This window comes from Nocardia citri (genome assembly GCF_054065835.1).
On record NZ_JBSUQM010000004.1, the window covers coordinates 268826 to 290045 of the forward strand.

22 protein-coding genes and 2 pseudogenes are annotated in these 21220 nt (G+C 67.2%); 11 read left to right on the forward strand and 13 right to left on the reverse strand.

All coding sequences use genetic code 11. The annotated features are described in order from the left end of the window. Positions 1-59 precede the first annotated feature (59 nt). Together glmU and ACW2Q0_RS09180 are read left to right on the forward strand one after the other, a co-directional pair. Positions 60-1550: a bifunctional UDP-N-acetylglucosamine diphosphorylase/glucosamine-1-phosphate N-acetyltransferase GlmU gene (glmU, locus tag ACW2Q0_RS09175; protein WP_457188168.1), complete on the forward strand. Its 1491-nt coding sequence runs from the start codon at positions 60-62 to the stop codon at positions 1548-1550. Beyond that, positions 1547-2527 (forward strand): ribose-phosphate diphosphokinase, encoded by a 981-nt coding sequence (locus ACW2Q0_RS09180; protein WP_457188169.1) that lies wholly within the window; start codon positions 1547-1549, stop codon positions 2525-2527. Before glmU ends, ACW2Q0_RS09180 begins: the two co-directional genes overlap by 4 nt. Positions 2528-2829: 302 nt before the next feature. Here ACW2Q0_RS09180 and ACW2Q0_RS09185 read toward each other — a convergent pair whose 3' ends face one another. The 3 genes from ACW2Q0_RS09185 to ACW2Q0_RS09195 all read right to left on the reverse strand — a co-directional run bounded on the left by ACW2Q0_RS09185 (position 2830) and on the right by ACW2Q0_RS09195 (position 5638). Beyond that, positions 2830-3528 carry a hypothetical protein gene (locus ACW2Q0_RS09185; protein WP_457188171.1) on the reverse strand — a complete coding sequence of 233 codons (699 nt, stop codon included), beginning with the start codon at positions 3526-3528 and terminating at the stop codon, positions 2830-2832. Positions 3529-3759: 231 nt separating this feature from the next. After that, complete coding sequence (locus ACW2Q0_RS09190) at positions 3760-4722, reverse strand: fumarylacetoacetate hydrolase family protein (RefSeq protein WP_457188173.1); 963 nt, start codon at positions 4720-4722, stop codon at positions 3760-3762. 19 nt (positions 4723-4741) lie between these two features. Next, positions 4742-5638: an MBL fold metallo-hydrolase gene (locus tag ACW2Q0_RS09195; RefSeq protein WP_457188175.1), complete on the reverse strand. Its 897-nt coding sequence runs from the start codon at positions 5636-5638 to the stop codon at positions 4742-4744. A 111-nt stretch (positions 5639-5749) separates the two neighbouring features. Here ACW2Q0_RS09195 and ACW2Q0_RS09200 point away from each other — a divergent pair, with 111 nt between their 5' ends. Beyond that, positions 5750-5947: a hypothetical protein gene (locus ACW2Q0_RS09200; protein WP_457188177.1), complete on the forward strand. Its 198-nt coding sequence runs from the start codon at positions 5750-5752 to the stop codon at positions 5945-5947. 269 nt (positions 5948-6216) lie between these two features. Here the strand turns inward: ACW2Q0_RS09200 and ACW2Q0_RS09205 are convergent, their stop codons facing one another. The 7 genes from ACW2Q0_RS09205 to ACW2Q0_RS09235 all read right to left on the reverse strand — a co-directional run bounded on the left by ACW2Q0_RS09205 (position 6217) and on the right by ACW2Q0_RS09235 (position 12405). After that, positions 6217-7044, reverse strand: coding sequence for a FadR/GntR family transcriptional regulator (locus ACW2Q0_RS09205; RefSeq protein ID WP_457188179.1), 828 nt, complete (start codon positions 7042-7044; stop codon positions 6217-6219). Positions 7045-7095: 51 nt separating this feature from the next. Further along, positions 7096-8307 (reverse strand): ABC transporter substrate-binding protein, encoded by a 1212-nt coding sequence (locus ACW2Q0_RS09210; protein WP_457188181.1) that lies wholly within the window; start codon positions 8305-8307, stop codon positions 7096-7098. Then, a complete protein-coding gene (locus tag ACW2Q0_RS09215) occupies positions 8304-9302 on the reverse strand; it encodes a branched-chain amino acid ABC transporter permease (protein ID WP_457188184.1) in 999 nt (332 codons plus the stop codon). Before ACW2Q0_RS09215 ends, ACW2Q0_RS09210 begins: the two co-directional genes overlap by 4 nt. Before the next feature lie 5 nt (positions 9303-9307). Beyond that, positions 9308-10189: a branched-chain amino acid ABC transporter permease gene (locus ACW2Q0_RS09220; RefSeq protein WP_457188186.1), complete on the reverse strand. Its 882-nt coding sequence runs from the start codon at positions 10187-10189 to the stop codon at positions 9308-9310. Continuing rightward, positions 10186-10917 (reverse strand): ABC transporter ATP-binding protein, encoded by a 732-nt coding sequence (locus tag ACW2Q0_RS09225; RefSeq protein ID WP_457188188.1) that lies wholly within the window; start codon positions 10915-10917, stop codon positions 10186-10188. The genes ACW2Q0_RS09220 and ACW2Q0_RS09225 overlap by 4 nt, the downstream gene beginning before the upstream one ends. After that, the gene (locus ACW2Q0_RS09230; protein ID WP_457188189.1) at positions 10914-11648 is read right to left on the reverse strand and encodes an ABC transporter ATP-binding protein; all 735 of its coding nucleotides are present in this window, start codon (positions 11646-11648) and stop codon (positions 10914-10916) included. The genes ACW2Q0_RS09225 and ACW2Q0_RS09230 overlap by 4 nt, the downstream gene beginning before the upstream one ends. 316 nt (positions 11649-11964) lie before the next feature. After that, positions 11965-12405 (reverse strand): MarR family winged helix-turn-helix transcriptional regulator, encoded by a 441-nt coding sequence (locus ACW2Q0_RS09235; RefSeq protein ID WP_457188190.1) that lies wholly within the window; start codon positions 12403-12405, stop codon positions 11965-11967. 89 nt (positions 12406-12494) lie between these two features. Between ACW2Q0_RS09235 and ACW2Q0_RS09240 the strand changes: the two genes are divergently transcribed. Genes ACW2Q0_RS09240 through ACW2Q0_RS09260 form a run of 5 tightly spaced genes read left to right on the forward strand, consistent with a single transcriptional unit; the run spans position 12495 to position 18333 of the window. Beyond that, entirely contained in the window at positions 12495-13295 is an 801-nt protein-coding gene (locus ACW2Q0_RS09240; protein ID WP_457188192.1) for a crotonase/enoyl-CoA hydratase family protein, read from the forward strand. Beyond that, positions 13296-15290 (forward strand): acetoacetate--CoA ligase, encoded by a 1995-nt coding sequence (locus ACW2Q0_RS09245; RefSeq protein WP_457188194.1) that lies wholly within the window; start codon positions 13296-13298, stop codon positions 15288-15290. Continuing rightward, positions 15287-16231, forward strand: a complete 945-nt coding sequence (locus ACW2Q0_RS09250) for a 3-hydroxyacyl-CoA dehydrogenase NAD-binding domain-containing protein (RefSeq protein WP_457188196.1) — start codon at positions 15287-15289, stop codon at positions 16229-16231. Before ACW2Q0_RS09245 ends, ACW2Q0_RS09250 begins: the two co-directional genes overlap by 4 nt. Positions 16232-16267: 36 nt before the next feature. Next, entirely contained in the window at positions 16268-17170 is a 903-nt protein-coding gene (locus tag ACW2Q0_RS09255; RefSeq protein ID WP_457188198.1) for an amidohydrolase family protein, read from the forward strand. An 11-nt stretch (positions 17171-17181) separates the two neighbouring features. Continuing rightward, positions 17182-18333, forward strand: a complete 1152-nt coding sequence (locus tag ACW2Q0_RS09260; RefSeq protein WP_457188200.1) for an acyl-CoA dehydrogenase family protein — start codon at positions 17182-17184, stop codon at positions 18331-18333. Positions 18334-18374: 41 nt separating this feature from the next. Here ACW2Q0_RS09260 and ACW2Q0_RS09265 read toward each other — a convergent pair. Both ACW2Q0_RS09265 and ACW2Q0_RS09270 read right to left on the reverse strand, forming a co-directional pair. Next, positions 18375-18515: pseudogene (locus ACW2Q0_RS09265) on the reverse strand (LysR family transcriptional regulator); the annotation flags it as partial. A gap of 139 nt (positions 18516-18654) precedes the next feature. Then, positions 18655-19311: pseudogene (locus ACW2Q0_RS09270) on the reverse strand (nitroreductase); the annotation flags it as partial. Positions 19312-19535: 224 nt separating this feature from the next. Between ACW2Q0_RS09270 and ACW2Q0_RS09275 the strand changes: the two are divergent. Further along, positions 19536-19682 (forward strand): hypothetical protein, encoded by a 147-nt coding sequence (locus tag ACW2Q0_RS09275; protein ID WP_457188202.1) that lies wholly within the window; start codon positions 19536-19538, stop codon positions 19680-19682. Positions 19683-19698: 16 nt separating this feature from the next. Here the strand turns inward: ACW2Q0_RS09275 and ACW2Q0_RS09280 are convergent, their stop codons facing one another. After that, on the reverse strand, positions 19699-20184 hold the full coding sequence (locus ACW2Q0_RS09280; protein WP_457188204.1) for a MarR family winged helix-turn-helix transcriptional regulator: 486 nt from the start codon (positions 20182-20184) through the stop codon (positions 19699-19701). Positions 20185-20304: 120 nt separating this feature from the next. Between ACW2Q0_RS09280 and ACW2Q0_RS09285 the strand changes: the two genes are divergently transcribed. Further along, the gene (locus ACW2Q0_RS09285) at positions 20305-20565 is read left to right on the forward strand and encodes a hypothetical protein (RefSeq protein WP_457188206.1); all 261 of its coding nucleotides are present in this window, start codon (positions 20305-20307) and stop codon (positions 20563-20565) included. A 39-nt stretch (positions 20566-20604) separates the two neighbouring features. Continuing rightward, positions 20605-21036, forward strand: coding sequence for a hypothetical protein (locus ACW2Q0_RS09290; protein WP_457188208.1), 432 nt, complete (start codon positions 20605-20607; stop codon positions 21034-21036). Positions 21037-21220: the final 184 nt, after the last annotated feature.

Sequence of the window (21220 nt, forward strand, 5' to 3'; positions counted from 1 at the left end):
AGCGCTGACCAAGCACGACGACAGCCCCATGGACGATGACAGGCAGCCGAGGGAGATCCATGCCACAGCAGACCGCCGTCGTCGTTCTCGCAGCCGGTGCCGGGACGCGAATGCGGTCTAAGACTCCTAAGGTGCTGCATTCGCTGGCCGGTCGAAGCATGCTCGCGCACGCGCTGCATGCGGCCGACGAGATCGACCCCGCGTTCCTCATCACCGTGGTAGGACACGATCGGGAACAAGTCGGCGCCGCGGTCGCCGCCGTCGCCGCCGACCTCGGCCGCGACATCACCACCGCCATCCAGGAACAACAGCTCGGAACCGGACATGCGGTGCAGTGCGCGCTGGCGGCGGTCCCCGAGGATTTCACCGGTGACCTGCTGGTCACCTCCGCGGACGTACCGCTGCTCGACGGACACACCCTGTCCGCTCTGCTGGATGAACATCGCAGCTACACCGAACGTTCCGCGGTCACCGTGCTGACCTTCGAACCGGACGATCCGAACGGCTACGGCCGCATCGTCCGTAATGCCGACGGCCAGGTCACCGAAATCGTCGAACATGCCGACGCCAGCCCGGCGCAGGCGGCGATCACCGAGGTCAACTCGGGTGTCTACGCCTTCGACGCGACCGTGCTGCGCACCATGATCGGACGCCTGTCCACCGCCAATGCCCAGCACGAGCTGTACCTGACCGATGTGCTGCGACTGGCCCGCGAGGCCGGACATCCGGTGCACGGCGCCCGCCTGCTCGACTCGGCCAAGGTCACCGGCGTCAACGACCGGGTGCAGCTGTCGGAGGCCACGCGCACCCTCAACCGCTACATCCTCGAACGGCATATGCGCGCCGGGGTCACGATCCTCGATCCCGCGACCACCTGGGTGGACGCGAACGTGAAAATCGCCAGGGACGCCGAAATCCGGCCGGGTGTGCAGTTGCTCGGCGGCACCGTCATCGGTGAGGACGCGGTTATCGGACCGGATTCCACGCTCACCGATGTCATCGTCGGCGCGGGCGCGCACGTTGTCCGCACCCACGGTGATCAGGCCGTGATTGGTCCGGGCGCGAATATCGGGCCGTTCAGCTATCTGCGCCCCGGCACCGTTGTCGGCGATTGCGGAAAGCTCGGCGCATTCGTCGAAACCAAGAACGCATCGATCGGCGCGCACTCCAAGGTGCCGCACCTCACTTATGTCGGCGATGCCACCATCGGTGAGCACAGCAACATCGGCGCCTCCAGCGTTTTCGTCAATTACGACGGTGTGAAAAAACATCACACTGTGGTCGGCTCACATGTGCGGACCGGCAGCGACACCATGTTCGTCGCGCCGGTGACGGTGGGTGACGGCGCATATACGGCCGCGGGTACTGTGCTGCGTAGGAACGTTCCGCCGGGGGCACTCGCGGTTTCAGGTGGGCCACAGAAAAACATTGAGGGCTGGGTGCAGCGCAACCGTCCGGGGACGGACGCGGCACAGGCGGCGGCGGAAGCCATCGCAGCCAAAGAGATGTCCGGTCAGGCAATCGAGCAAAAGGATGGCAAACAGCAGTGACCGCGTCATGGATCGACAACCAGAAGAACCTGATGCTCTTCTCGGGACGCGCTCATCCTGAGCTGGCCGAGCAGGTGGCCAAGGAACTCGACGTCCACGTCACCCCGCAGACCGCGCGCGACTTCGCCAACGGCGAGATCTTCGTCCGATTCGAAGAGTCCGTGCGCGGCTCGGATGCCTTTGTGCTACAGAGCTTTCCGGCGCCGCTGAACCAGTGGCTGATGGAACAGCTCATCATGATCGACGCGCTCAAGCGCGGTTCGGCCAAGCGAATCACCGCGGTGCTGCCGTTCTACCCCTACGCCCGTCAGGACAAGAAGCACCGCGGCCGCGAGCCCATCTCCGCCCGACTGGTCGCCGATCTGCTGAAAACCGCGGGCGCGGACCGCATCATCACCGTCGACCTGCACACCGATCAGATCCAGGGCTTCTTCGACGGCCCGGTCGATCACATGCACGCGCAGCTGCAGCTGGCCGAGTACGTGAGCAACAACTACAGCCTCGAGCACATCACCGTGGTCTCCCCCGATTCCGGTCGTGTGCGCGTCGCGGAGAAATGGGCCGACTCGCTCGGCGGCTCGCCGCTGGCCTTCATCCACAAGACCCGCGACCCGCTGGTGCCGAACCAGATCAAGGCCAACCGGGTGGTCGGTGAGGTCGAGGGCCGCACCTGCATCCTGATCGACGACATGATCGACACCGGTGGCACCATCGCGGGCGCGGTCAAGGTGCTCAAGGCGGCGGGTGCCGGTGACGTGGTCATCGCCGCGACACACGGCGTGCTGAGCGATCCGGCCGCCGAGCGCCTGGCCACCTGTGGCGCCAAGGAGGTCGTGGTCACCAATACGCTGCCGATCAGCGAGGAGAAGAAGTTCCCGCAGCTGACCGTGCTGTCGATCGCGCCGCTGCTGGCCCGCACGATTCGCGAGGTCTTCGAGAACGGTTCGGTCACCGGACTTTTCAACGGCAACGCCTAGATCGCTCGACCGCCTCCCCGGTTCTCGCGGCCATACCAGTCGGAGCCGCGCGGCCCCGTGTACGGGTCCCGCGTCGGGTGGTGGCGGATTCTTGGGCGTGCCCGATGAGTGACCAATGTGCCCTCTAAAAGGAGGGCCGCCGGTACCGTGTGATCTGCGGCTATGTGCCATCTAGTCGTCAAGAATCCGGATTGCGCAAAACAACCGTTACGTTGTGGCACGTCGGCGAAGACCCCGCCCGGGTGCGGAACCGGGCGGGGCGGGTGTCCCCCAACGAACGCCGTTGGGTTCTTCTTCGCTATCTACTTCGCCGGCGGGAAGGGCGGCTCGTTGATAGTGGAGAAGTACTGGATGGCCGCGCCGATGGTGATCGGGGCGGTGATCAGGAGCTGGCCCGCGAGGGTGCCGAGGGCACCGACAGCGACGATGCCGCCGAGGCAGCCGATGGCCGCGGCCGGAATGAAGCCGCCGAAAAGGCCGATGACGGCGGCCGAGGCGACGGTCGCACCGGCGATACCGCCGAGCACGCAACCGACGGCGCCGCCGCCGATACCACCGATCAGGGCGCCGAGGGTGGCCCCGGTGAGGATGGTGCTGCTCAGGCGGGCCCAGGCGGCCTGCTCACGGTCGTATTCGTTTTTCCACGGCGCCTTGTCCTCGAACGGCAGGGCCACCGGCTTGTAGGTCGCGTGCGCCATATCGAACTGCGGGGTGAAGGTGGCGGTGTGGTCCGCGATCCCGGCAGCGATCGGGAACTCGAAGTCATCGACCCGGAACGTCAGCGGCATGCCGGTGAGCACGGTGCCGTCGACGGCCTTGATCTCGAATACGCCGTTCTCCACGACCATGGAACCGGCATCGGTCGTGACGATGGACTGGGTGTCGGTGGCGTAGGCGGTGAAGTCGACCGCGTCCTCAGTGCCGGGCTGCGCCCCGGCCGAGCCGGACGCGACCGCTACTGCGGCGACCAGACCTGAGGCCACCGCGATGATTTTCCTCATCGTTGTATACTTTCTTTTGAATTTTCATAGGAGCTCGGCGCGTGAGCGCGCGCCGTCAGTCGGTGTGGCGGAGTGAAATAGACTCCATATCCCGTCCTTCCCGATAGCCAAGCTTTTCTGCGTCGGGCATCGCGACGATCTGATCGGTTGCCGCCGCCACCTGCTCGCCGACGGTGAAGCGAGGCAGCAGGCGGGGTGCAGCGAGGCGGCAGGCGGGGTGCAGCGGTGTCGCTAACGGGCCCGGGGCATGGTCGGGATTCGGCGGGCAAGCAGGTACGGGGCGCCGGTGGGGGTGGCGACGGTGTTGCGGATCGTGCCGATCTCGTCGATCGTCATGGTCACTTCGTCTCCGGGTTCGAGTGGCGGCCAGTGCCTGCCCTCGCGTCCCCATTTCTCGGCCAGGCATCCGTTGCCGCTGGTGCCGCTGCCGATGATGTCGCCGGGGCGTACCCAAGTGCCGCGGGAGGCGTAGGAGATCAGCTCGCCGAAGCTCCACGCCATGTTGGTCATGCGGTCCTCGCCGAAGGGCACCCCGTTGACCGCCACACGCATGCCGAGGTCGAACGCGGTACCGGAGCGGAAGGGCGCCAGTTCATCCGGTGTCACCAGGGCGGGACCGAGGGTGATGGCACTGTCCTTACCCTTGGCTGGGCCGAGGCCGAACTGCATCTCATGGAACTGCAGGTCGCGTGCGGACCAGTCGTTCATGACCATGTATCCCGCGATGTGGCGTTCGGCCTGGTCGGGGGTCAGGTCGGTGCCGGCGCGGCCGATGACGGCGGCGGCCTCCAACTCGAAGTCGAACTGGGCGCACCCCGGTGGAATCGGAACCTCTCGGTCGCAGCCCACCACCGAATGCGGATTGGAGAAGTAGAACAGCGGCTGTTCGTACCAGACCGGGTTGACGCCGTCCTTGCCGACGAGTTTCGCGGTGCCTTCGACATGTTGTTCGTAGGCGATGAAGTCGCGGATGCTCGGTGGCCGCGGTAAGGGGGGCAGCAGGTTGATCTCACTCAAGGCGATTACCTCGTAGGGGTCGCGGCGGGCCGACTGACCCGCTGCGTGGAGTCGCTCGCCGTCGTCGCCGAGCAGGCTGAGCAGGTCTATGCCGGGGGCCAGCCCGTAGAGGGTGTCGCCGTCGAGCAGGCCCACCCGGTCGTCGCCCGGGCCGTTGTCGTATGTCACAAAGCGCATGTCAGTCCTGTCGTGAGTTTCACGCGATGCAGCGGAGCGGACGGCCGCCGTTGTAGGCGATCGCGTCCGCGAACGCCTCGCGGGGGTCGACGTCACCGTCGCCGGACAGATCGGCGTAGGCGCGATGCAGGTTGAGCACGATGCGTTCCGGGTCGAGGAGGTCGGTGAATTCGCCGAGGTCGAGTTCCCGCGCCGCCTCCAAGGGCCTCAGCCCGCAGGCGCGGGCCTGCTCGGCCGACCGCAGCACGAAGCGGTAATAGCGCTCGTGCAGGTCGAGGATGTCCGGGCTGGTGGGGATGCCGTGGCCGGGAACAAGGGTCTCGGCAGGAAAGCCGCGTAGGAACCTCAGCGCCTCGAGCGATCCGGTGACCGAGCCCTGCATCATCAGCGGCGTGCCACCGTTGAACACCAGGTCGCCGGTGAACAGGACGCGCTGCTCGGGCAGCCAGCACACGATGTCTCCCTTGGTGTGCGCGGGCGTTCCGGGGTGAATCAGTTCCATCCGCAGCTCGTCCAGGTACAGCGTGAGGCTGTCGGAGAACGTCACTGACGGTGGGTCGACCGGGAGATCACCCCAGTCGGGTGCGGGCGACCACAGTGCGTCGGCGTGCTCGCGCGCCCGGTCGTCGAGCGCTTCCGTGCGGCAGTTCTCGTGGCCGATGACCACGGCGTCGAACAGCGCGTTGCCGTAGGTATGGTCGCCATGATGGTGGGTGTTCACCAGCCGTGTCACCGGCAGATCGGCGACCCCGGCGATGGCCTCCCGGAATCGTTGCGTACGCCGGAGAGTGGAGCAGGAGTCGATGGCGACGATATCGCGGCGACCTACCACAAAGCCCGTGGTGTTGACCCACCAGCTGCCGTCGTCCTGCGGATAGGCGTACACGCGGTCGGCCACCTCGATGGGCTTATCCATGGGGAACCTCCTAGGGTCCGTTGAAAAGTTGATCTCGGGATACCGTCGATCAACTGTCGTTTCGAGTGCTCAGACGAGGAGCTGATCACCTGGGATGGTGTCGACTCGACCGTGGCCCGCGCGCACCGGTACGCCGCTGCGCGCGGAAAAGAGGAACGTCGGAAAGAGTCCTGGCGCGGGGTCGAGGTCGAACCGGTCGATCCCGGGATCGGCCGGTCGCGCGACGGGTCGACCACCACGCCACGCCGGGCCACCGAACAGGGCCGAGAGCCGTTGTCGCTGGTGGTCACCGCGCGACTGGCGGCGTGATTCGCCGCAGTTTCAGTTGGTGCCGGCTGGGATCCGGTCCGGGCGCGGCCGGACCCGGGCGGACCGCCTCCTGGCGGACAAGGCCTACGTTTCTCGCATGAACCGGGCCTACCTGCGGCAATGACGAATCCGGTGCACGATCCCGGAGAAAGCCGACCACGTGCGCAACCGCAGAAACAGGGGCCGCATGGGTGACCGACCACCCACGTTCGATCCGGAGGTCTACCAGCAGCACCACGCCGCGGTATGCGGCAGCAACCGGCGTGCCGTTAGTGGGGTCCTTCCACCATCGTGCGCCAGTACGTCTGGAAGTCAAGGTAGCCCGCAGGCAGGATCGCGGCGTCGGCCGCCCGGTCGGCCTGGGTGACGGCGTGGTACAGGAGGCCGCGCCAGGCGTCCTCGACGTCGCGGCGCAGTACGGCCTCGATGATGCGGATGTGGACCTCGGCACGGTCGGCGAAGTAGGCGGCGGGGTCCTCGTCCGCGGGCAGTTGCACGCTCGGCGCGTGGTGCCCTTCGGTGGCCTGGTCGGCGATGGCCTGCACGTTGCGGACGACCGACACGAGGACGTCGTCATGCGTGGCCTCCAGCAGCGCGTCGTGCGCGGCCTCGTGCGCCGCGAAGTACTTCTGCGGGTCGCCGTCGACCTTGCGCAGCCGTCGGCACACCGCGCGCAACGCCTTGCGATCCTGCGTGGTCTGCCCGTGCACCGCCGCGGCCACGATCTGCGGCTGCAGGCCCAAGTACACCCCGAGCGCCTGGCCCGCCCGCTTGGCGTCGGTGCCCGACGCGAGCAGTTGCCAGCGGGCCCGGCCCAGACTGACCGCGCCCGGCTGTCCAGCCACCCGAAGGCCGCCCTTCACACCCGGCCGCACCTCCACCGTGCCACGGTCGACCAGCAGCCGCAGCGCGCTGTCCACAGTGGCCGGGCTCACCCCGAACTGGTCGCGCAGCTGGGACTTGGTGCCCAGGAACGCACCGGGCTCGAGCTTGTCCTCTTGGATGCGTGTCGCCAGGGCGTCCGCCACTCGTTCGGCCTTCGATCGGCTGTCCAGAACGACGTTGCCCGGGTTCGGCCGGGCTTGCGGATCGGTCACGTTGTGATGGCTCCTGTCGGCTCCGTTGCGGCCGTGCCAGCGTGCGGCCGTTCACTTGATCAGTCCGGACGTGACGACGTCCTGCACCGGACCACGGGTCTGCCAGCTCGACCCGTCGAACTCCATCACCTGGTAGCGGTAGACCAGCCGCCCGCCGGGACCCGCGTTCAGGGTGGCGCCGATCAGACCGGGCGCCGGCACGCCTTTCATCGCGTTCCAGGCCGCATTGTAACCGTCGGCGTCTTGGGTCTTGGCGTTCTTCATGGTGGCGACCAGAGCCGCGGCACCCGCGAAGCCATTGAGCACCAGCATGTCGCCGGCATCGACGCCGGAGGCGGCGACGTCCTTCTTGTATGCCCGGATGCCCGGGTCGTTCGCCCAGCCCGGGTCGGCCGGGTCGGCCAGCCACAGCGCTGCGTGCAGGCCCGCGGAGATCTTGGGGGTCAGCGGGTCGAGCAGACTGGTGTGGTTGACCGTGATCGAGTAGACGAAGGTCTTCGGCCGGTAGCCGATCTGGGCCATATATTGCAGTGTCGGCACCATCTGCGGCGCGCCCAGCGCCAGGTACAGCACGTCGACCCCCGCCGACTTCAGCTGCGCCACCTGGGCGGTGTTGTCCTGCTGGTTGGGCGGCACCTTCAGGAAGACCTCCGGGGTGACCCCGCCCGCCTTGAACCCGGCCTCGGCGGCGTCGGCCAGGTCGTTGTTGAGCGTGAGCACGCCGACTTTGGCCTTCGGCAACTCTTTGCCGACGTACTGCGCGACGACCCCGGTCTCCGCGGTGAGGTCAGGCCACCAGGCGTGCGAATAGGGGAACTGGTCGACCTGCGAGAACTGGGTGGAACCAGACCAGGCGACATTGAACACCTTGCGCTGGTTGAGGTAGGGACGGACCACCTCGCCGGGTACCCCGAAGGTCAGGAACGCCTGGGCCTTGTCCTGGTCGACGCCGCGGCGGACGTTGGCGGCGGCGCGGCCGGGGTCGTAGCCGTCGTCGTACGCCACGTACTTGATCTTGCGGCCGTTGACGCCGCCCTCGGCATTCACCTTGTCGAAGTAGGCCGCCGCGCCCTTGCTGACGGCGGCGATCGGGGCGTACGGACCCGACATGGGGAAGCTGCTCGCGACGATGATCGGATCACCGGAGGAGGCGTCGGAGGACACCGTCGAGGTCTCGTCGGTGCGTCCGCACGAAGTGGCGAAGGCGGCGGCGAGGCCCGTGGCGAGGAGGCAGGCGAGGGCGTTTCTTCGTGTGATGGTCATGACTGTGTCCTGGGAGTAGGGATGAGACGTGCACCGGGAATCCGGAAGGCAGCCAGGCGGGTGCCCAGTCCGGCGAGTCCCTGGGGGGCCGAGTAGAGGACGATGAGCAGCAGTACGGCGTACACGACCTGGGTCCAGTTGCCGGACAGGCTGTCGCCGACGGAGTCGCTGACGATTTGGGGGATGTAGACGACGAACACGGCGCCGATCAGCGCGCCGGCCCACGACCGGATGCCGCCGACGACCGCGCCGGTCAGAAGTGCCAGCGACACGGTGAAGGTGTAGGAATCCGCCACCACCGATTGGATCGCCAGCGCGTTGAGCGCTCCACCGAGCCCGGCGATGGCGCCGCTGGCACCGAAGACCAGCAGCGACAACCTGGCCGTCGGCACGCCCGCCGTTGCCGCCATGACCGGCTGGTCACGCAGCGCGGCCAGCGCACGGCCCGTGCGCCCTCGGCACACGAGGGCCAGCAGTACCAGGACGGCCGCGAGGACAGCCAGTGTCACCAGATAGAGGAACTGCGCACCCGAGAGCTGGACCCCCGCTGGTGTGCGCACCGTCGGAAGCGGCATACCGGTCGAGCCACCGGTCAGGTCCTCGAAGCGGACGATCAGCGGGGGCAACAGCACGGCAAGGACCAGGGTGATGAGCGCGAGGCTGATGCCGCGGATACGGAGCGCGGGTAGTCCCGTCAGCAACCCGGCCAGGAAGCTGATCAGCGTGGCCAGCACCACCGCCAGCGGCCAGGGCAGTCCCGCCTTGACGATCAGAATGGCGGTGGCGTACGCGCCCACCCCGAAGAACGCGCCGTGGCCGGCGCTGACCTGTCCGCTCCACCCGGTCAGCAGCACCAGACTCGCGACGGCCATGGCCGTGGTGGTCAGCCGGGCGAGCTGGAAAACCTGATAGTCGTCCACGACGTACGGGGCAACGACCGCCACGACGGCCACGACCGCCCAGGCCAGCGTCCTCGCTCGCGGAAGTGTCGCCAAGGCCCTCATGCGCGCACCGCCGATCCCCGGGAGAACAGCCCGTGCGGCCGCAGCAGCAGGACCAGGAAGATGACGCCGAATGGAACGGACAGCGCCAGGTCACCATTCAGGCCCGGGACATATCGGGAGGCCAGCGCGGTCAGCACGCCCAGGACGATCCCGCCGACCACGGCGCCGATCCGGCTGCCGAACCCGCCGAGCGCGGCCGCTGCGAACGCCATCAGCAGCGGCGCCTGCATCATGTCCGGGTTGACCCCGGTCGCCGGTGCCGCCACGAATCCGGCGACGGCGCCGACCGCAGCGGCCAGTGCCCAGCCGGCGGCGCGCATCCAGCCCGGCTGGATTCCGAGCAGGACGGCGGAGTCCGGGTTCTGTGACACCGCCTTCATCCGCAGCCCGACGTCGGAGAAGCGGAAGAACAGCCCGACCGCGGCCATCACCACCAGCACGGCCGCAGCCCCACCGAGCTGCTGCGAGGTGACCGTCACCGGGCCGACGTTCAGCGCCTGCGCGCCGAACGGGCTGGCCAGGCTGTGCGGGTCGGTGCCCCACAGGACCGTCACCAGCCCGTTGATGCCGAGCAGCAGCGCTGTCGACACGGTGACCAGCGCCAGCACCGACGCGCCCTCCACCGGGCGGATCAGCAGGCGCTCGATCACCGCGCCCAGCGCTGCCGCCCCCACGAAGACCACCGGCAGGGCTACCCACGTCGGCCAGCCGAGCGCATCGAGCCACCAGGCCGAGTACGCCGCTACCGCGGCCATCTCGCCCTGTGCGAAGTTGAGGATGCCCGCCCCTTGATAGATCACCGAGATCGCCAGCGCGAGGGCCGCGTACACACAGCCTGTGCTCAGTCCGTTGACGATCTGCTGGAGCAACTCCGTCACGTCAGGGCCTCCTTTCCCAGATAGGCCGCACGCAGGTGCGGCGATGCCGCCACCTCCGTGGCCGGGCCTTGGAACATCACTTGGCCGGTCGACAGCACGACGGCCTGGTCGGCCACCTGCAGCGACAGCCGGGCGTTCTGCTCGGCGAGCACGATCGTCAGCCCCCAGTCCGAGCGCAGGTCGTCGAACATGCGGAACAGGTCGAGGGTTGTGGACGGGGCCAGACCGAGCGACGGCTCGTCCACCAGCAGCAACATCGGCCGACCCAGCAGGGCCCGGGCCAGCGCCAGCATCTGCTGCTGCCCGCCGGACAGCGCCCCGGCGGGACGGTCCAGGAACTCCCGCAGGATCGGGAAGGTCGCCAGCAGCCGGTCGAGATCGGCGGTGCGCTCGGAATGGAACCGGCGGCCCCGGGCCAGCGAGCCGAGCCGCAGGTTCTCCCCGACCGACAACTCGGGAAAGGTGCCCCGGCCCTGTGGCACATGACCGACGCCCAGACGCGCCACCGCGGGAGCGTTCAGGCGAGCTACGTCCACGCCGTCCACGGCGATCGTGCCGGTGGTGCGGACGGTCCGTGAGATGCCGCGCAGCAAAGTGGTCTTGCCCGCGCCGTTGGGTCCCACGAGCGCGACGATCTCACCGGCGGCGGCCGTCAAATCGACACCGTGCAGCACCTCGACCTTGCCGTACCAGGCCCGCAGATCCGCCACCAGCAGCGTGCCGCTCACGCGGGGATCTCCTGTCCCAGGTAGGCGTCGATCACCTTCTGGTCATTGACGACCTGCGCCGGCGGTCCCTCGGCCAGCACCCGCCCGGTGTCCAGTACCACGACGTGCCCGGCCAGCTTCATCACCAGCTCCACATCGTGCTCGACCAGCACGCATGTCCCGCAGATCTCCAGGACGGCGGTGAGTAGCTCCATGGCCTCGTCGTGGTCCAGTCCGGCGGCGGGCTCGTCCAGAAGCAGCAGCGCGGGACCGGGCAGCAGCGCGCGGGCGATCTCCACACGGCGCCGATCACCGTGCGACAGCGAGCCCGCCGGACGATCCCGCACCGCGTCTACCCCGAACCGGTCCAGCAGTTCGACCGCCCGTTGGCGCAGCCGGTGTTCACGCTCCGGCCGCGCCATGGCCGCCGCACCGAGCATCGCGTTGTCCACGGCCGGGAGCTCGTCCACCAGAGCCGGCGTCTGGAAGGTTCGGGCCAGTCCGAAGCGCGCCCGCCGATGGGGCGCCAGCGTGCTGAGCGACACTCCGCCCAGCCTGATGTCTCCGCTGTGTCGGTAGAGCCCGGAGACGCAATTGAGCAGCGTCGACTTACCGGCACCGTTGGGCCCGATGACGGCGGTGACCCGTCCGGCAGCCGCCGAGAGGGTGACTCCGTCGAGCGCCCGGACTCCGTCGAATGACACGCCGACATCGCGGATCTCCAGCGATAGGGCCTCTGCGCTGGGGGTCATGGAACACCTCGCCTTTGGGGTTTTGGAAAACGTGAGCGCCATCACAGCACGGCAAAACCACCTAGGTCAATATATTGAATTGTGTAAATCGACGGTCTATCGTCGTCACTCCTGGCGAGCACAGACCCCACATGCGGCGGGTCCCGACCAACCGACGCCACCGATATCCGCGGCCGAGCCGACCTGCCAAGCACCGCCACGGCACTCGGTTGAGCCCGAGCCGGTGGATCTGCTGCGTAGCGCTGGATCATGTTGTGGCGGAGTCGGATTCGCTGATGGCGAGGATCGAGGGCCGGTGTGCGTCGAGTCCTCCGGATCACTGCCGCCGCAGCGCCGACCAAGCTATGCCGAGAGCGGTCCGGAATGCCTCGGTCTGTCCGGCGGTCAACGCGGCAGTCATCCGCTCCTCGATGCCGCCCGCGGCCGCCGCGTAGTCACGGAGCAGCCCGCGCCCGGACTCCGTAATGTAAACCAGCAGTTCCCTTTTGCTGTCGGGGTTCGGGGTGCGGTGAATCAGTTCGCGCTGTTCGAGGGCCCGCACCATGTCCGCCATCGACTGTGGCGTCACGAAGGAGTCGCGCGCGAGTTGTGCGGCGGAGATTCCGTCCCGGTGCGCCAGCACGGTGAGCGCCGTGTATTGCAGTGTCGTTATGCCGGATCCGCGCAGCATCTCGTCCAGGTGCGACCGAATCGCCAGTTCCAGCCGCTTCACGGAATAGAGCAGCGACGGCGTCGACTTCGGGGAAGTACTGGTCATTGCCGCCATCCATCTTTCCTATTGACAGGAAACCTGATGGTAGCTCAGAATCCGTACCATCAGGTTTCCTGTCAATTTAGGAGTGCGATGTGAGCAGCGCCGAGACCGGGCTTCCAGGCACAATCCGACTCGAGATCGACGGCGACATCGCCGTTGTGACGCTGCGGCGGGTCGAAAAGCGCAATGCCCTCGACGATGCAACGATCCTCGCGCTGGGGCGGGTCTTCGCCGAGCCGCCACCCACCGCGAAAGTCGTCGTGCTGGCCGCCGACGGTGATCACTTCTCGGCGGGACTCGACCTGTCCGAATTGAGCGAACGCGATGCGGTCGCCGGGCTGCGCCACTCTCGGATGTGGCACGCCGCCTTGGCTCGGATCGAATCCTGCGAACTCCCGGTGATCGCCGTACTCAAGGGCGCGGTGATCGGTGGGGGTCTCGAACTCGCGGCGGCGGCTCACCTGCGCGTCGCCGAGGACTCGGCCTACTTCGCCCTACCGGAGGGGCAGCGCGGCCTGTTCGTCGGTGGCGGAGCGTCGGTGCGGGTGCCCAGGCTGATCGGTGCACACCGGATGACCGACATGATGCTGACCGGACGGGTGCTGACCGCCGGGGACGGTGAACGCGTCGGGCTCGTGCACTATCGCACCCCCGAACACCAGGGGCTGACTCTGGCGCTCGACTTGGCCGCCAGGATCGCCGAGAACTCGCCGATCACGAATTACGCTGTCCTGCAAGCCCTTCCGCGTATCGCGGAAGCTCCGCCGGAAACGGGACTGCTGCTGGAATCGCTCATGGCGGCGGTGGCGCAGAGCAGCTCCGAGGCCAAAGACCGTATGAATGCGTTCCTCGCCGGGCGGTCCGGCAAGGTGACCGTTAGTCAGGGGCACTGAATGACCACCGAACTCACCATGCCCGCAGCGCAGCCCGAACTCCTCTACCTGCCCGATCCGACGGGCGCCGAGCGAGCCCGGGTCCGGGATTTCATGCGCTGGCTCGAGGCGGAGCACGGAGTCGAGCTCACGTCCTGGAACGATCTTCGATCCTGGTCGGTGCGGGAGTTGCCGCAGTTCTGGGAATCGGTCTGGCAGTACTTCGCCATCAAGGCACACAGCCCATATCGGGCCGTGCTGGAACAGCCCACCATGCCCGGAACCCGCTGGTTCACCGGTGCGACCCTCAACTATGCCGAGCACTGTTTCGGCGAGCCCGAGGACGCTGATCGCATCGCGGTGATCGGCTACTCCCAAACACGAGAACCGGTGCGGCTCACCTTCGCTCAGCTCGCCGAGCAAGTACGCCGGATTCGCGCGGGGCTGCGTCGACTCGGCGTCCGGCGGGGCGACCGGGTCGTGGCCTACCTGCCCAATTGCCCCGAGACGCTGGTCGCGTTTCTGGCGACCGCCAGCCTCGGCGCCGTGTGGGCCTGCTGTGCACCGGAATTCGGCGCACACAGTGTGATCGATCGCTTCGGCCAGGTGGAACCGAAAGTTCTGCTGACGGTGGGCGGCTACAGCTACGGGGCCAAGACGGTCGAACGGCGCGCCGAGGTCGCCGAAATCCGCAGCGGCATCCCCTCACTCGAGCACGTGGTGCATGTTCCCTATGGCCCTTACGACCTCGCCGATACCGTCGCCTGGTCGGATCTGTCCGTCGACACCGAAGAACCACTCGATTTCGAACCGGTGGAGTTCGACCATCCGCTGTACGTGTTGTTCTCTTCGGGTACCACCGGAAAGCCCAAGGCCATCGTGCACGGGCATGGCGGAATCTTGTTGGAGCACTTGAAGAATCATGCGTTCCACTGGGATCTGGGCCCGGGCGATCGGCTGCTGTGGTTCACCACCACCGCTTGGATGATGTGGAACTGCCTGGTCTCGGCACTGCTGGTCCGCTCGTCGCTGGTCATGATCGACGGGAATCCGCTGTATCCCGACCTGCGGGAACAGTGGCGACTAGCGGAACGGACCGGCGCGACCCTGATGGGCGCGAGTCCGGGCTACCTGATGGCCTGCCGCAGGGAAAGCATCGATCCCGCTGCTGAATTCGACCTGTCGCGGCTGCGCCAGCTCGGCGTCGCGGGCAGCCCGTTCCCGGCCGAAGGCTTCCATTGGGTGGCCCAGCAGTTCGGCAACCGGGTGTTGCTCAATGTCGGCAGCGGCGGCACCGACGTGTGCACCGGGTTGGTACAGGGATCCCCGCTCCAGCCGGTCTGGGTGGGCGAGATGTCGGGCGCGAGCCTCGGCGTGGATGTATGTGCGTTCGACGAGGGCGGCGCCGCGGTGGTCGGCGAACTCGGTGAGCTGGTCATCCGCGCGCCGATGCCGTCCATGCCCGTGGGATTCTGGGGCGACGCGGACGGAAGCCGTTTGCGGGCTGCCTATTTCGACGACTATCCGCGCACTTTCCGGTTCGGCGACTGGTGCCGCTTCTCCCCTGTCGGATCCTGCGCGATCACCGGACGATCGGATGCCACCCTCAATCGCGGGGGCGTGCGGCTGGGGACCGCTGAGTTCTACACCGCGCTGGAGTCCGTCGCCGAAATCGCCGACAGTGTGGTCATCCACCTCGAAGATCCGCAGGGCGGGCTGGGTGAGCTGATCCTGTTCGTCGTCCTTCGAGAGGGTCGACAACTCGACGAGCCGCTGCGGCGCGCACTCGTCACCCGGCTGCGCACGAGCTTGTCACCACGCCACATCCCCGACGAGGTCGTGGCCATGCCGAGCGTTCCTTATAACCGCACGGGCAAGAAACTCGAGGTTCCCGTCAAGAAGATCCTGCGGGGCGCGGATATTCGGGCCGTCGCGGCACCTGACGCACTGCTGGACCCGAGCTCGCTCGACGCCTATGTCGACTACGCTCGCCGCCGGACGGAGGGCTCGCGATGAACGGCCCTCTCGACCGGGTGGCGGTCATCGGCACCGGGGTGATCGGTGCGGGATGGGCAGCGCTTTTCCTGGCTCGCGGACTCGACGTGACGGCGTTCGATCCGGCCCCAGGGGCGGAGCAACGACTCCGGGCGGCTGTGGAGAACGCCTGGCCGGTACTCACCCGGCTCGGACTCAGCGCGGGCGCGACACCGGAGCGCTTGCGGTTCGCCGCGAGTGCCGCGGCAGCGGTCGCCGATGCCCAGTTCGTGCAGGAGAGCGGTCCGGAGCGCACCGACCTGAAACAGCGCCTGCTGGCCGAACTCGACCAGGCGGCGCCCGCGGATGTTCCGATCGCCAGCAGTTCCTCGGGCCTGATGCCCAGCCAACTGCAGGATATGTGCCGCGATCACCCCGAACGCGTCTTGGTCGGACATCCGTTCCATCCCGCGTATCTCATCCCGCTCGTCGAGGTCGTTCCGGGACAACGGACCGAACCAGCGATCGTCGACGCTTCCATGGCCTACTACGCGGCCGTCGGCAAGCGACCGATCCTGGTGCACAAGGAGGTTCCCGGTCACCTCGCCAACCGATTGCAGGCGGCGCTGTGGCGCGAAGCGTATTCCCTGGTCGAGCGCGGCGTGGCCGACGTCGCCGATATCGATGCGGCCATCGCGCACGGACCGGGCCTGCGCTGGGCGCTGCTCGGCCCCCTCGTCAATCAGCATTTGTCCGGCGGGCCCGGCGGAATGGCCCACGTCCTCGAACATCTCGGACCGCCCGCACAGGCGTGGATGGACGATCTGGGTGCGCCGCGGCTGACGCCGGAGCTGGCCGCGCGGCTGGTCTGCGGCGTCGACGACGAACTCGCCGAGATCGATCAGGAATCGATGGTCGCCCAGCGCGACGAACTGCTCGTCGAGCTACTCGAGCGCAAGCGTCGGCACACCGCGCTGCCCTGACCCGCACCGAATCTCCCACTCGCCCCGAAAGACATGATGACGACTCGCTTCGCACCTCGTATCGACCCGGACGCCATCGTCGCGCTGGATATGCATACCCACGTCGAGGCCGACTGCCACGGCCACTTCGCGCTGGATGCCGAATTGCTGGACGCTTCGGCGAAGTACTTCAAGGCCGGCGTGGACCGCACGCCCACCGTCGAGCGGCTGGCGGCCTACTACCGGGAACGGAACATGGCGGCGGTGGTCTTCACCGTCGACGCCTCGACCGGTCTCGGTCATCCGGGACTGTCCAGCGAGGACATCGCCGCGCAGGCGTGTGAGCACGCGGACGTGTTGATTCCGTTCGGGTCGGTCGACCCGTTGCGCGGCGCGGCCGCGGTGCGGCAAGCCCGCCGACTGGTCGAGCAGTACGGCGTCCTGGGCTTCAAATTCCATCCGAGTCTGCAACGTTTCGCGCCCAACGACCCTGTCTACTACCCACTCTGGGCCACGCTCGAAGAGCTGGGCGTGATTGCCTTGTTCCACACCGGGCAGACCGGCATCGGCGCGGGCCTGCCGGGCGGGCGGGGCATCAAACTGCGCTACTCCGACCCCCTACTGCTCGACGACATCGCCGCGGACTTCCCCGGCCTCACCATCGTGATGGCCCATCCGTCGGTGCCCTGGGTGGACACCTCGATCTCGATCGCGACCCATAAGGCCAACGTCTACATCGACCTGTCCGGGTGGTCACCGAAGTACTTCCCGCCGCAGCTGGTCCGTCAGGCGAATTCCCTACTGCGGCACAAAGTTCTGTTCGGCTCCGACTATCCGGTGCTGACCCCGGATCGCTGGCTGAGCGACTTCGGCCAACTGGAGTTCTCCGACGAGAACCGTCCTCTGCTGCTCAAGGAGAACGCGGTGCGACTGCTCGGCTTGCGCCGCGTGGCGCGATGATCCGCCGCGACATGCCCTCGTTCGGGCTCGGTGCGGACCACCTGGCACTGCGCGAGCTCGCCCGTGCCGTCGCGACCGAGCGCATCGCACCCCATGCCGCGAAAGTGGATGAGCACGAAGAGTTTCCGCACGACTCGCTGCGCGCCCTGGTCGCGGCGGGACTGCATGCGATCGGGATCCCAGAGGAGTACGGCGGGCAGGGTGGCGATCATCTCGCCGCCGCGGTGGTGGCCGAGGAAATCGCCCGCGTCTGCGGCAGCACCCAACAGGTCGCGGGAGCCAATGAGCTGTTCAGCCTGCCGCTACTACTGGCCGGGTCCGAAGCGCTGAAACGCCGCTACCTACCGCGCATCGCGAGCGGCGAGTGGCTCGGCGCGTTCGCGTTGTCCGAGCCGGACGCCGGCAGCGACGTCGCGGCCATCGCCGCACGCGCGACGAAGACCGATGACGGCTGGCTGCTGCGCGGCACGAAGCGGTGGATCACCAACGCGGGCCACGCCCAGGCATACGTTCTCTTCGCTTCCACCGACCGGTCCGCGGGTGGGCGCGGTATATCGGCCTTCGTCGTCGAGGCCGGCGACGCGGGCCTCTCGTTCGGGGCGCCCGAACGCAAGATGGGCATGAAGGGCTCCCCCACCTGCGAGATCTTTCTCGATGACATCCGTGTGCCCGATGATCGGATGATCGGCATGCCGGGCGATGGCATGAAGATCGCCTTGAAAACCCTGGATCGCACCAGAACGACAGTGGCGGCCCAGGCGGTCGGTATCGCGCAGGGCGCTCTCGACGTCGCCGTCGGCTATCTCGGCGAGCGGCGGCAGTTCGGCAAACCCCTCGCCGACTTCCAGGGTTTGCAATTCATGGTGGCCGACATGGAGATTCGAGTGCGAGCGGCACGGGCCGCCACCTACGCGGCCGCCCGCGAACTGGACACCGGTGGCCCGGACATCACCGTCGCCGGGGCTGTGGCGAAATGCCTCGCATCCGATGCGGCGATGGCGGTAACCACCGATGCCGTGCAGTTGCTGGGCGGTGCGGGGTACGTCAAGGACTTTCCGGTCGAGCGAATGATGCGCGACGCCAAGGTAACTCAAATCTACGAGGGCACCAATCAGATCCAGCGAATCGTGATCGCCCGGTCATTGCTGAAGACGACCATCTGATCCTCCCCAGATGTAGTCCGCTCTTGACAACGATGCCAATCGCGAGTGGCGCGCACGATCGAGTAGGGAATCTCCGATTCTTCGATGAGCTTTTCCTGGGCGACCTTCGCCCGCAGGTAGCCGCTCTGGGGTAGCTGGTCGGCACCAACGATCGACACCGCGACGTAGTGGCCAACGCGAGTAAGACCCATGACTGACCGGCACCGATCATGGCATGCCTTTCATAGAGGTCGTGTGCGGAAATGGCCTATGAGTGGTTACCCGGGCGGGGCAAGAAGCAGCGCCTCGATCAGCCGAGGAGCAACCGCGTCGCAGGCCGTCGACGAACGTGACTGTCTCGTCGAGCGGCGCCCGGCCTATACGAGCGTCACCTGCGGTGACGTCCTCGTACCCGATCGACATGCCGCAGAACAGGACAAGTTCGTCCGGTGGTGACACGACCTCCGCGACGGTCCTGTGGAACTTCGCCCACGCCATCTGCGGGCAACTGTGCAGCCCTTCGGCGCGCAACAGCAGCATGACGGTCTGCAGATACATGCCGACGTCGGACCATTGCGGCCGACCCATGTCACGGTCGATGTAGCAGAACAAGGCCGCGGGCGCGCCGAAACAGTCCCAGTTCGCGGCCGCTGCCCGCTGTCGCGCCTCCAGATCCTCCCGCGGAATACCAAGTGCGCCGTAACGCTGCTCGCCGAAGGCGGACCGGCGCTCACCATAGGGGGACTTCAGAGCGGGCGGGTACATCTCGTACTCCGGCTCGTCCCAGGGGCCGCTCGAGACCAGTCGCTCGCCGGCACGCTTCTTGATCTCGGCCAATGCGGGGCCGGTCACCACGTACGCGTGCCATGGCTGAATGTTCGATCCCGATGGCGCCCATGTCGCGGCGGACAGGACGCGCTCCAGCACCTCCCTCGGAACCGGTCGGTCGATGAACCCGCGTACTGCTCGTCGGCTCGTGACCGCCGCATAGACGTCCATGATCGCCTGCCTCCAGCTACTCAACCGGTCTGCCTTCTTACCTCTAATAGTATCATTCGATATTATATTGTTCGATACCATCTCGGATGGCTAATCGTCAGCCCTCGCCGCGGGCACTACACCGTGGAGAAAGCTCATAGCCCGAAGCAGTCCGCCGTGTTCGCCGCGCACGTGAAGTTCATTCAGGAGCTGGAGCGGGCGGACGCCGTCCTGATCGGCGCCCCATGGACAACTTCTCGATCCCCTCGACTATCGAGGCATGGCTGGACAACGCGCTCCTGCTCGGCCACACCGCCGGCGAGACTCCCTCCGCCAAGGGCCACCCGGTTGTCGTCGCCGCCAGCCGCGGCGGCTCCTACCCGCGGCGATAACGGGTGCGCGGCGCGACTATGCCTCGTCGTCGGCGGAATCGGCGAGCCGGGTCAGGAGATCCGTCAACCGCTCGGGCTCGCCGCGCCCCAGTTCGGCAACCAAACGCTCAGCCAGCGGCTCCGCCGCCACGTGAGCCGCATCGAAGAGCTCCAGTCCCCGAGGTGTGATCTCCACTGCGCGGGCTCGCCGGTCCCCCGCAACGGTCTTGCGTACGGCAAGACCCTTGCGCTCCAGGTCGTCCACGATGCGCATGATCCCGGCTTTGTCCGACCCCGTCGCCGCCGCCAGATCCCGCTGCACCGTCGGCCCGTGATTGACCAGCTCGATCAGCACCGCGAAATGCCGCAACTCGATGCCGAGCGGCCGAAGCGCCTCCCCCATCACCGAGGCCGCACGCCAGTGCGCCCGGCGTAACAGCAGGCCGAGAGCGAAAGGCGAAGGATCCCCGGGACGGTCGGTCGCACGCGAGGCAGCGGTGCGGTGAGGAACATCGGCGGCCATGACGCCAGACTACTTCATTCGATACGGTATCGAATGAAACTAAATGCGGACACTTCAACGGGCAACCGTACGCCCGCGTTTGATCCGCTTCACCCGGATGCCGAGGGGGATACTGGGGTTATGGACCGTGACCCGCTTGATATGGATATGGGGGACGACGAGCAGGAAGACGAGATCCGCGCATATCGCCGCAATGTCGAGGATCCGCCCGGTGACCTGCACATCGGCTATCGCGAAAATGAGGACGACGGCCGACTCGGCATCAGCGAGGAACTCGACCAGGAGTGGACCCCGCGCAGCCTGGCCGCCGCACTTGCCGATGAGGACGAGCGGCCCGCCGAGGTCGCCGCGATGGAGATCGTCAACGATACGGACCTATAGCCCACCTGCCCGCCGACCGGATGACACGAGGAGAGTTCGATGACCACTCCGCAGCATCCCGAACCAGGCGATGCGTCGCCCGACAGACCCGTCGACGGGTCCGAGCCGCTCGAATCCTCGGCACGCGATGACCGAGATCAGCCCGGCACGGTCTATCCGCCGATCAACGATGCCGACCCGCAAACCCCGAACGGCGGCTATCGCGCCCACACTCCGCCGCCGTACCGCGCACCGGGATCACGCCCCGGAGCCCAGCCGCTGTCGATCATCGCCTTCGTCTGTGCGGGCATCTCCTTACTGTTCTGCCCCTACCTATTCGGCCCGGTCGGCATCATTCTCGGCATCGTCGGCCACAAAAAGGGCGAATCCCTCGGCAAATGGGCCGCGATCGTGTCGACCATCTCACTGATCATCGGGCTGATCCTCGTCTATACCGTCTTCAGCGGCAGCATGATCCCGGACTCCGACTGACCCAACCGGCACCGATCAGGGCCCGGCCAGCCCTTTGCCAGGATCGCGAGTACCGGCTGGTCAAGGGTAGTTTCGCCGAATAGCTGACCGACCGGAATCCGACACCGAGCATCGTCGATCGGGCCGAGTACGGCTACCACTGACCGAATTCGCACCAGCGCGGCGGCGGATCGCCCGGCCGTCG

Excerpts from the sequence above, each read along its gene's own strand:
- ACW2Q0_RS09250 (WP_457188196.1), top strand. The coding sequence starts at position 15,287 with ATGAACGGCCCTCTCGACCGGGTGGCGGTCATCGGCACCGGGGTGATC.
- ACW2Q0_RS09255 (WP_457188198.1), top strand. The coding sequence starts at position 16,268 with ATGACGACTCGCTTCGCACCTCGTATCGACCCGGACGCCATCGTCGCG.
- ACW2Q0_RS09290 (WP_457188208.1), top strand. The coding sequence starts at position 20,605 with ATGACCACTCCGCAGCATCCCGAACCAGGCGATGCGTCGCCCGACAGA.
- ACW2Q0_RS09230 (WP_457188189.1), bottom strand. The coding sequence starts at position 11,648 with ATGACCCCCAGCGCAGAGGCCCTATCGCTGGAGATCCGCGATGTCGGC.
- ACW2Q0_RS09275 (WP_457188202.1), top strand. The coding sequence starts at position 19,536 with ATGGACAACTTCTCGATCCCCTCGACTATCGAGGCATGGCTGGACAAC.
- ACW2Q0_RS09190 (WP_457188173.1), bottom strand. The coding sequence starts at position 4,722 with ATGCGCTTTGTGACATACGACAACGGCCCGGGCGACGACCGGGTGGGC.
- ACW2Q0_RS09280 (WP_457188204.1), bottom strand. The coding sequence starts at position 20,184 with ATGGCCGCCGATGTTCCTCACCGCACCGCTGCCTCGCGTGCGACCGAC.
- ACW2Q0_RS09235 (WP_457188190.1), bottom strand. The coding sequence starts at position 12,405 with ATGACCAGTACTTCCCCGAAGTCGACGCCGTCGCTGCTCTATTCCGTG.
- ACW2Q0_RS09285 (WP_457188206.1), top strand. The coding sequence starts at position 20,305 with ATGGACCGTGACCCGCTTGATATGGATATGGGGGACGACGAGCAGGAA.
- ACW2Q0_RS09245 (WP_457188194.1), top strand. The coding sequence starts at position 13,296 with ATGACCACCGAACTCACCATGCCCGCAGCGCAGCCCGAACTCCTCTAC.
- ACW2Q0_RS09260 (WP_457188200.1), top strand. The coding sequence starts at position 17,182 with ATGCCCTCGTTCGGGCTCGGTGCGGACCACCTGGCACTGCGCGAGCTC.
- ACW2Q0_RS09210 (WP_457188181.1), bottom strand. The coding sequence starts at position 8,307 with ATGACCATCACACGAAGAAACGCCCTCGCCTGCCTCCTCGCCACGGGC.
- ACW2Q0_RS09185 (WP_457188171.1), bottom strand. The coding sequence starts at position 3,528 with ATGAGGAAAATCATCGCGGTGGCCTCAGGTCTGGTCGCCGCAGTAGCG.
- ACW2Q0_RS09195 (WP_457188175.1), bottom strand. The coding sequence starts at position 5,638 with ATGGATAAGCCCATCGAGGTGGCCGACCGCGTGTACGCCTATCCGCAG.
- glmU (WP_457188168.1), top strand. The coding sequence starts at position 60 with ATGCCACAGCAGACCGCCGTCGTCGTTCTCGCAGCCGGTGCCGGGACG.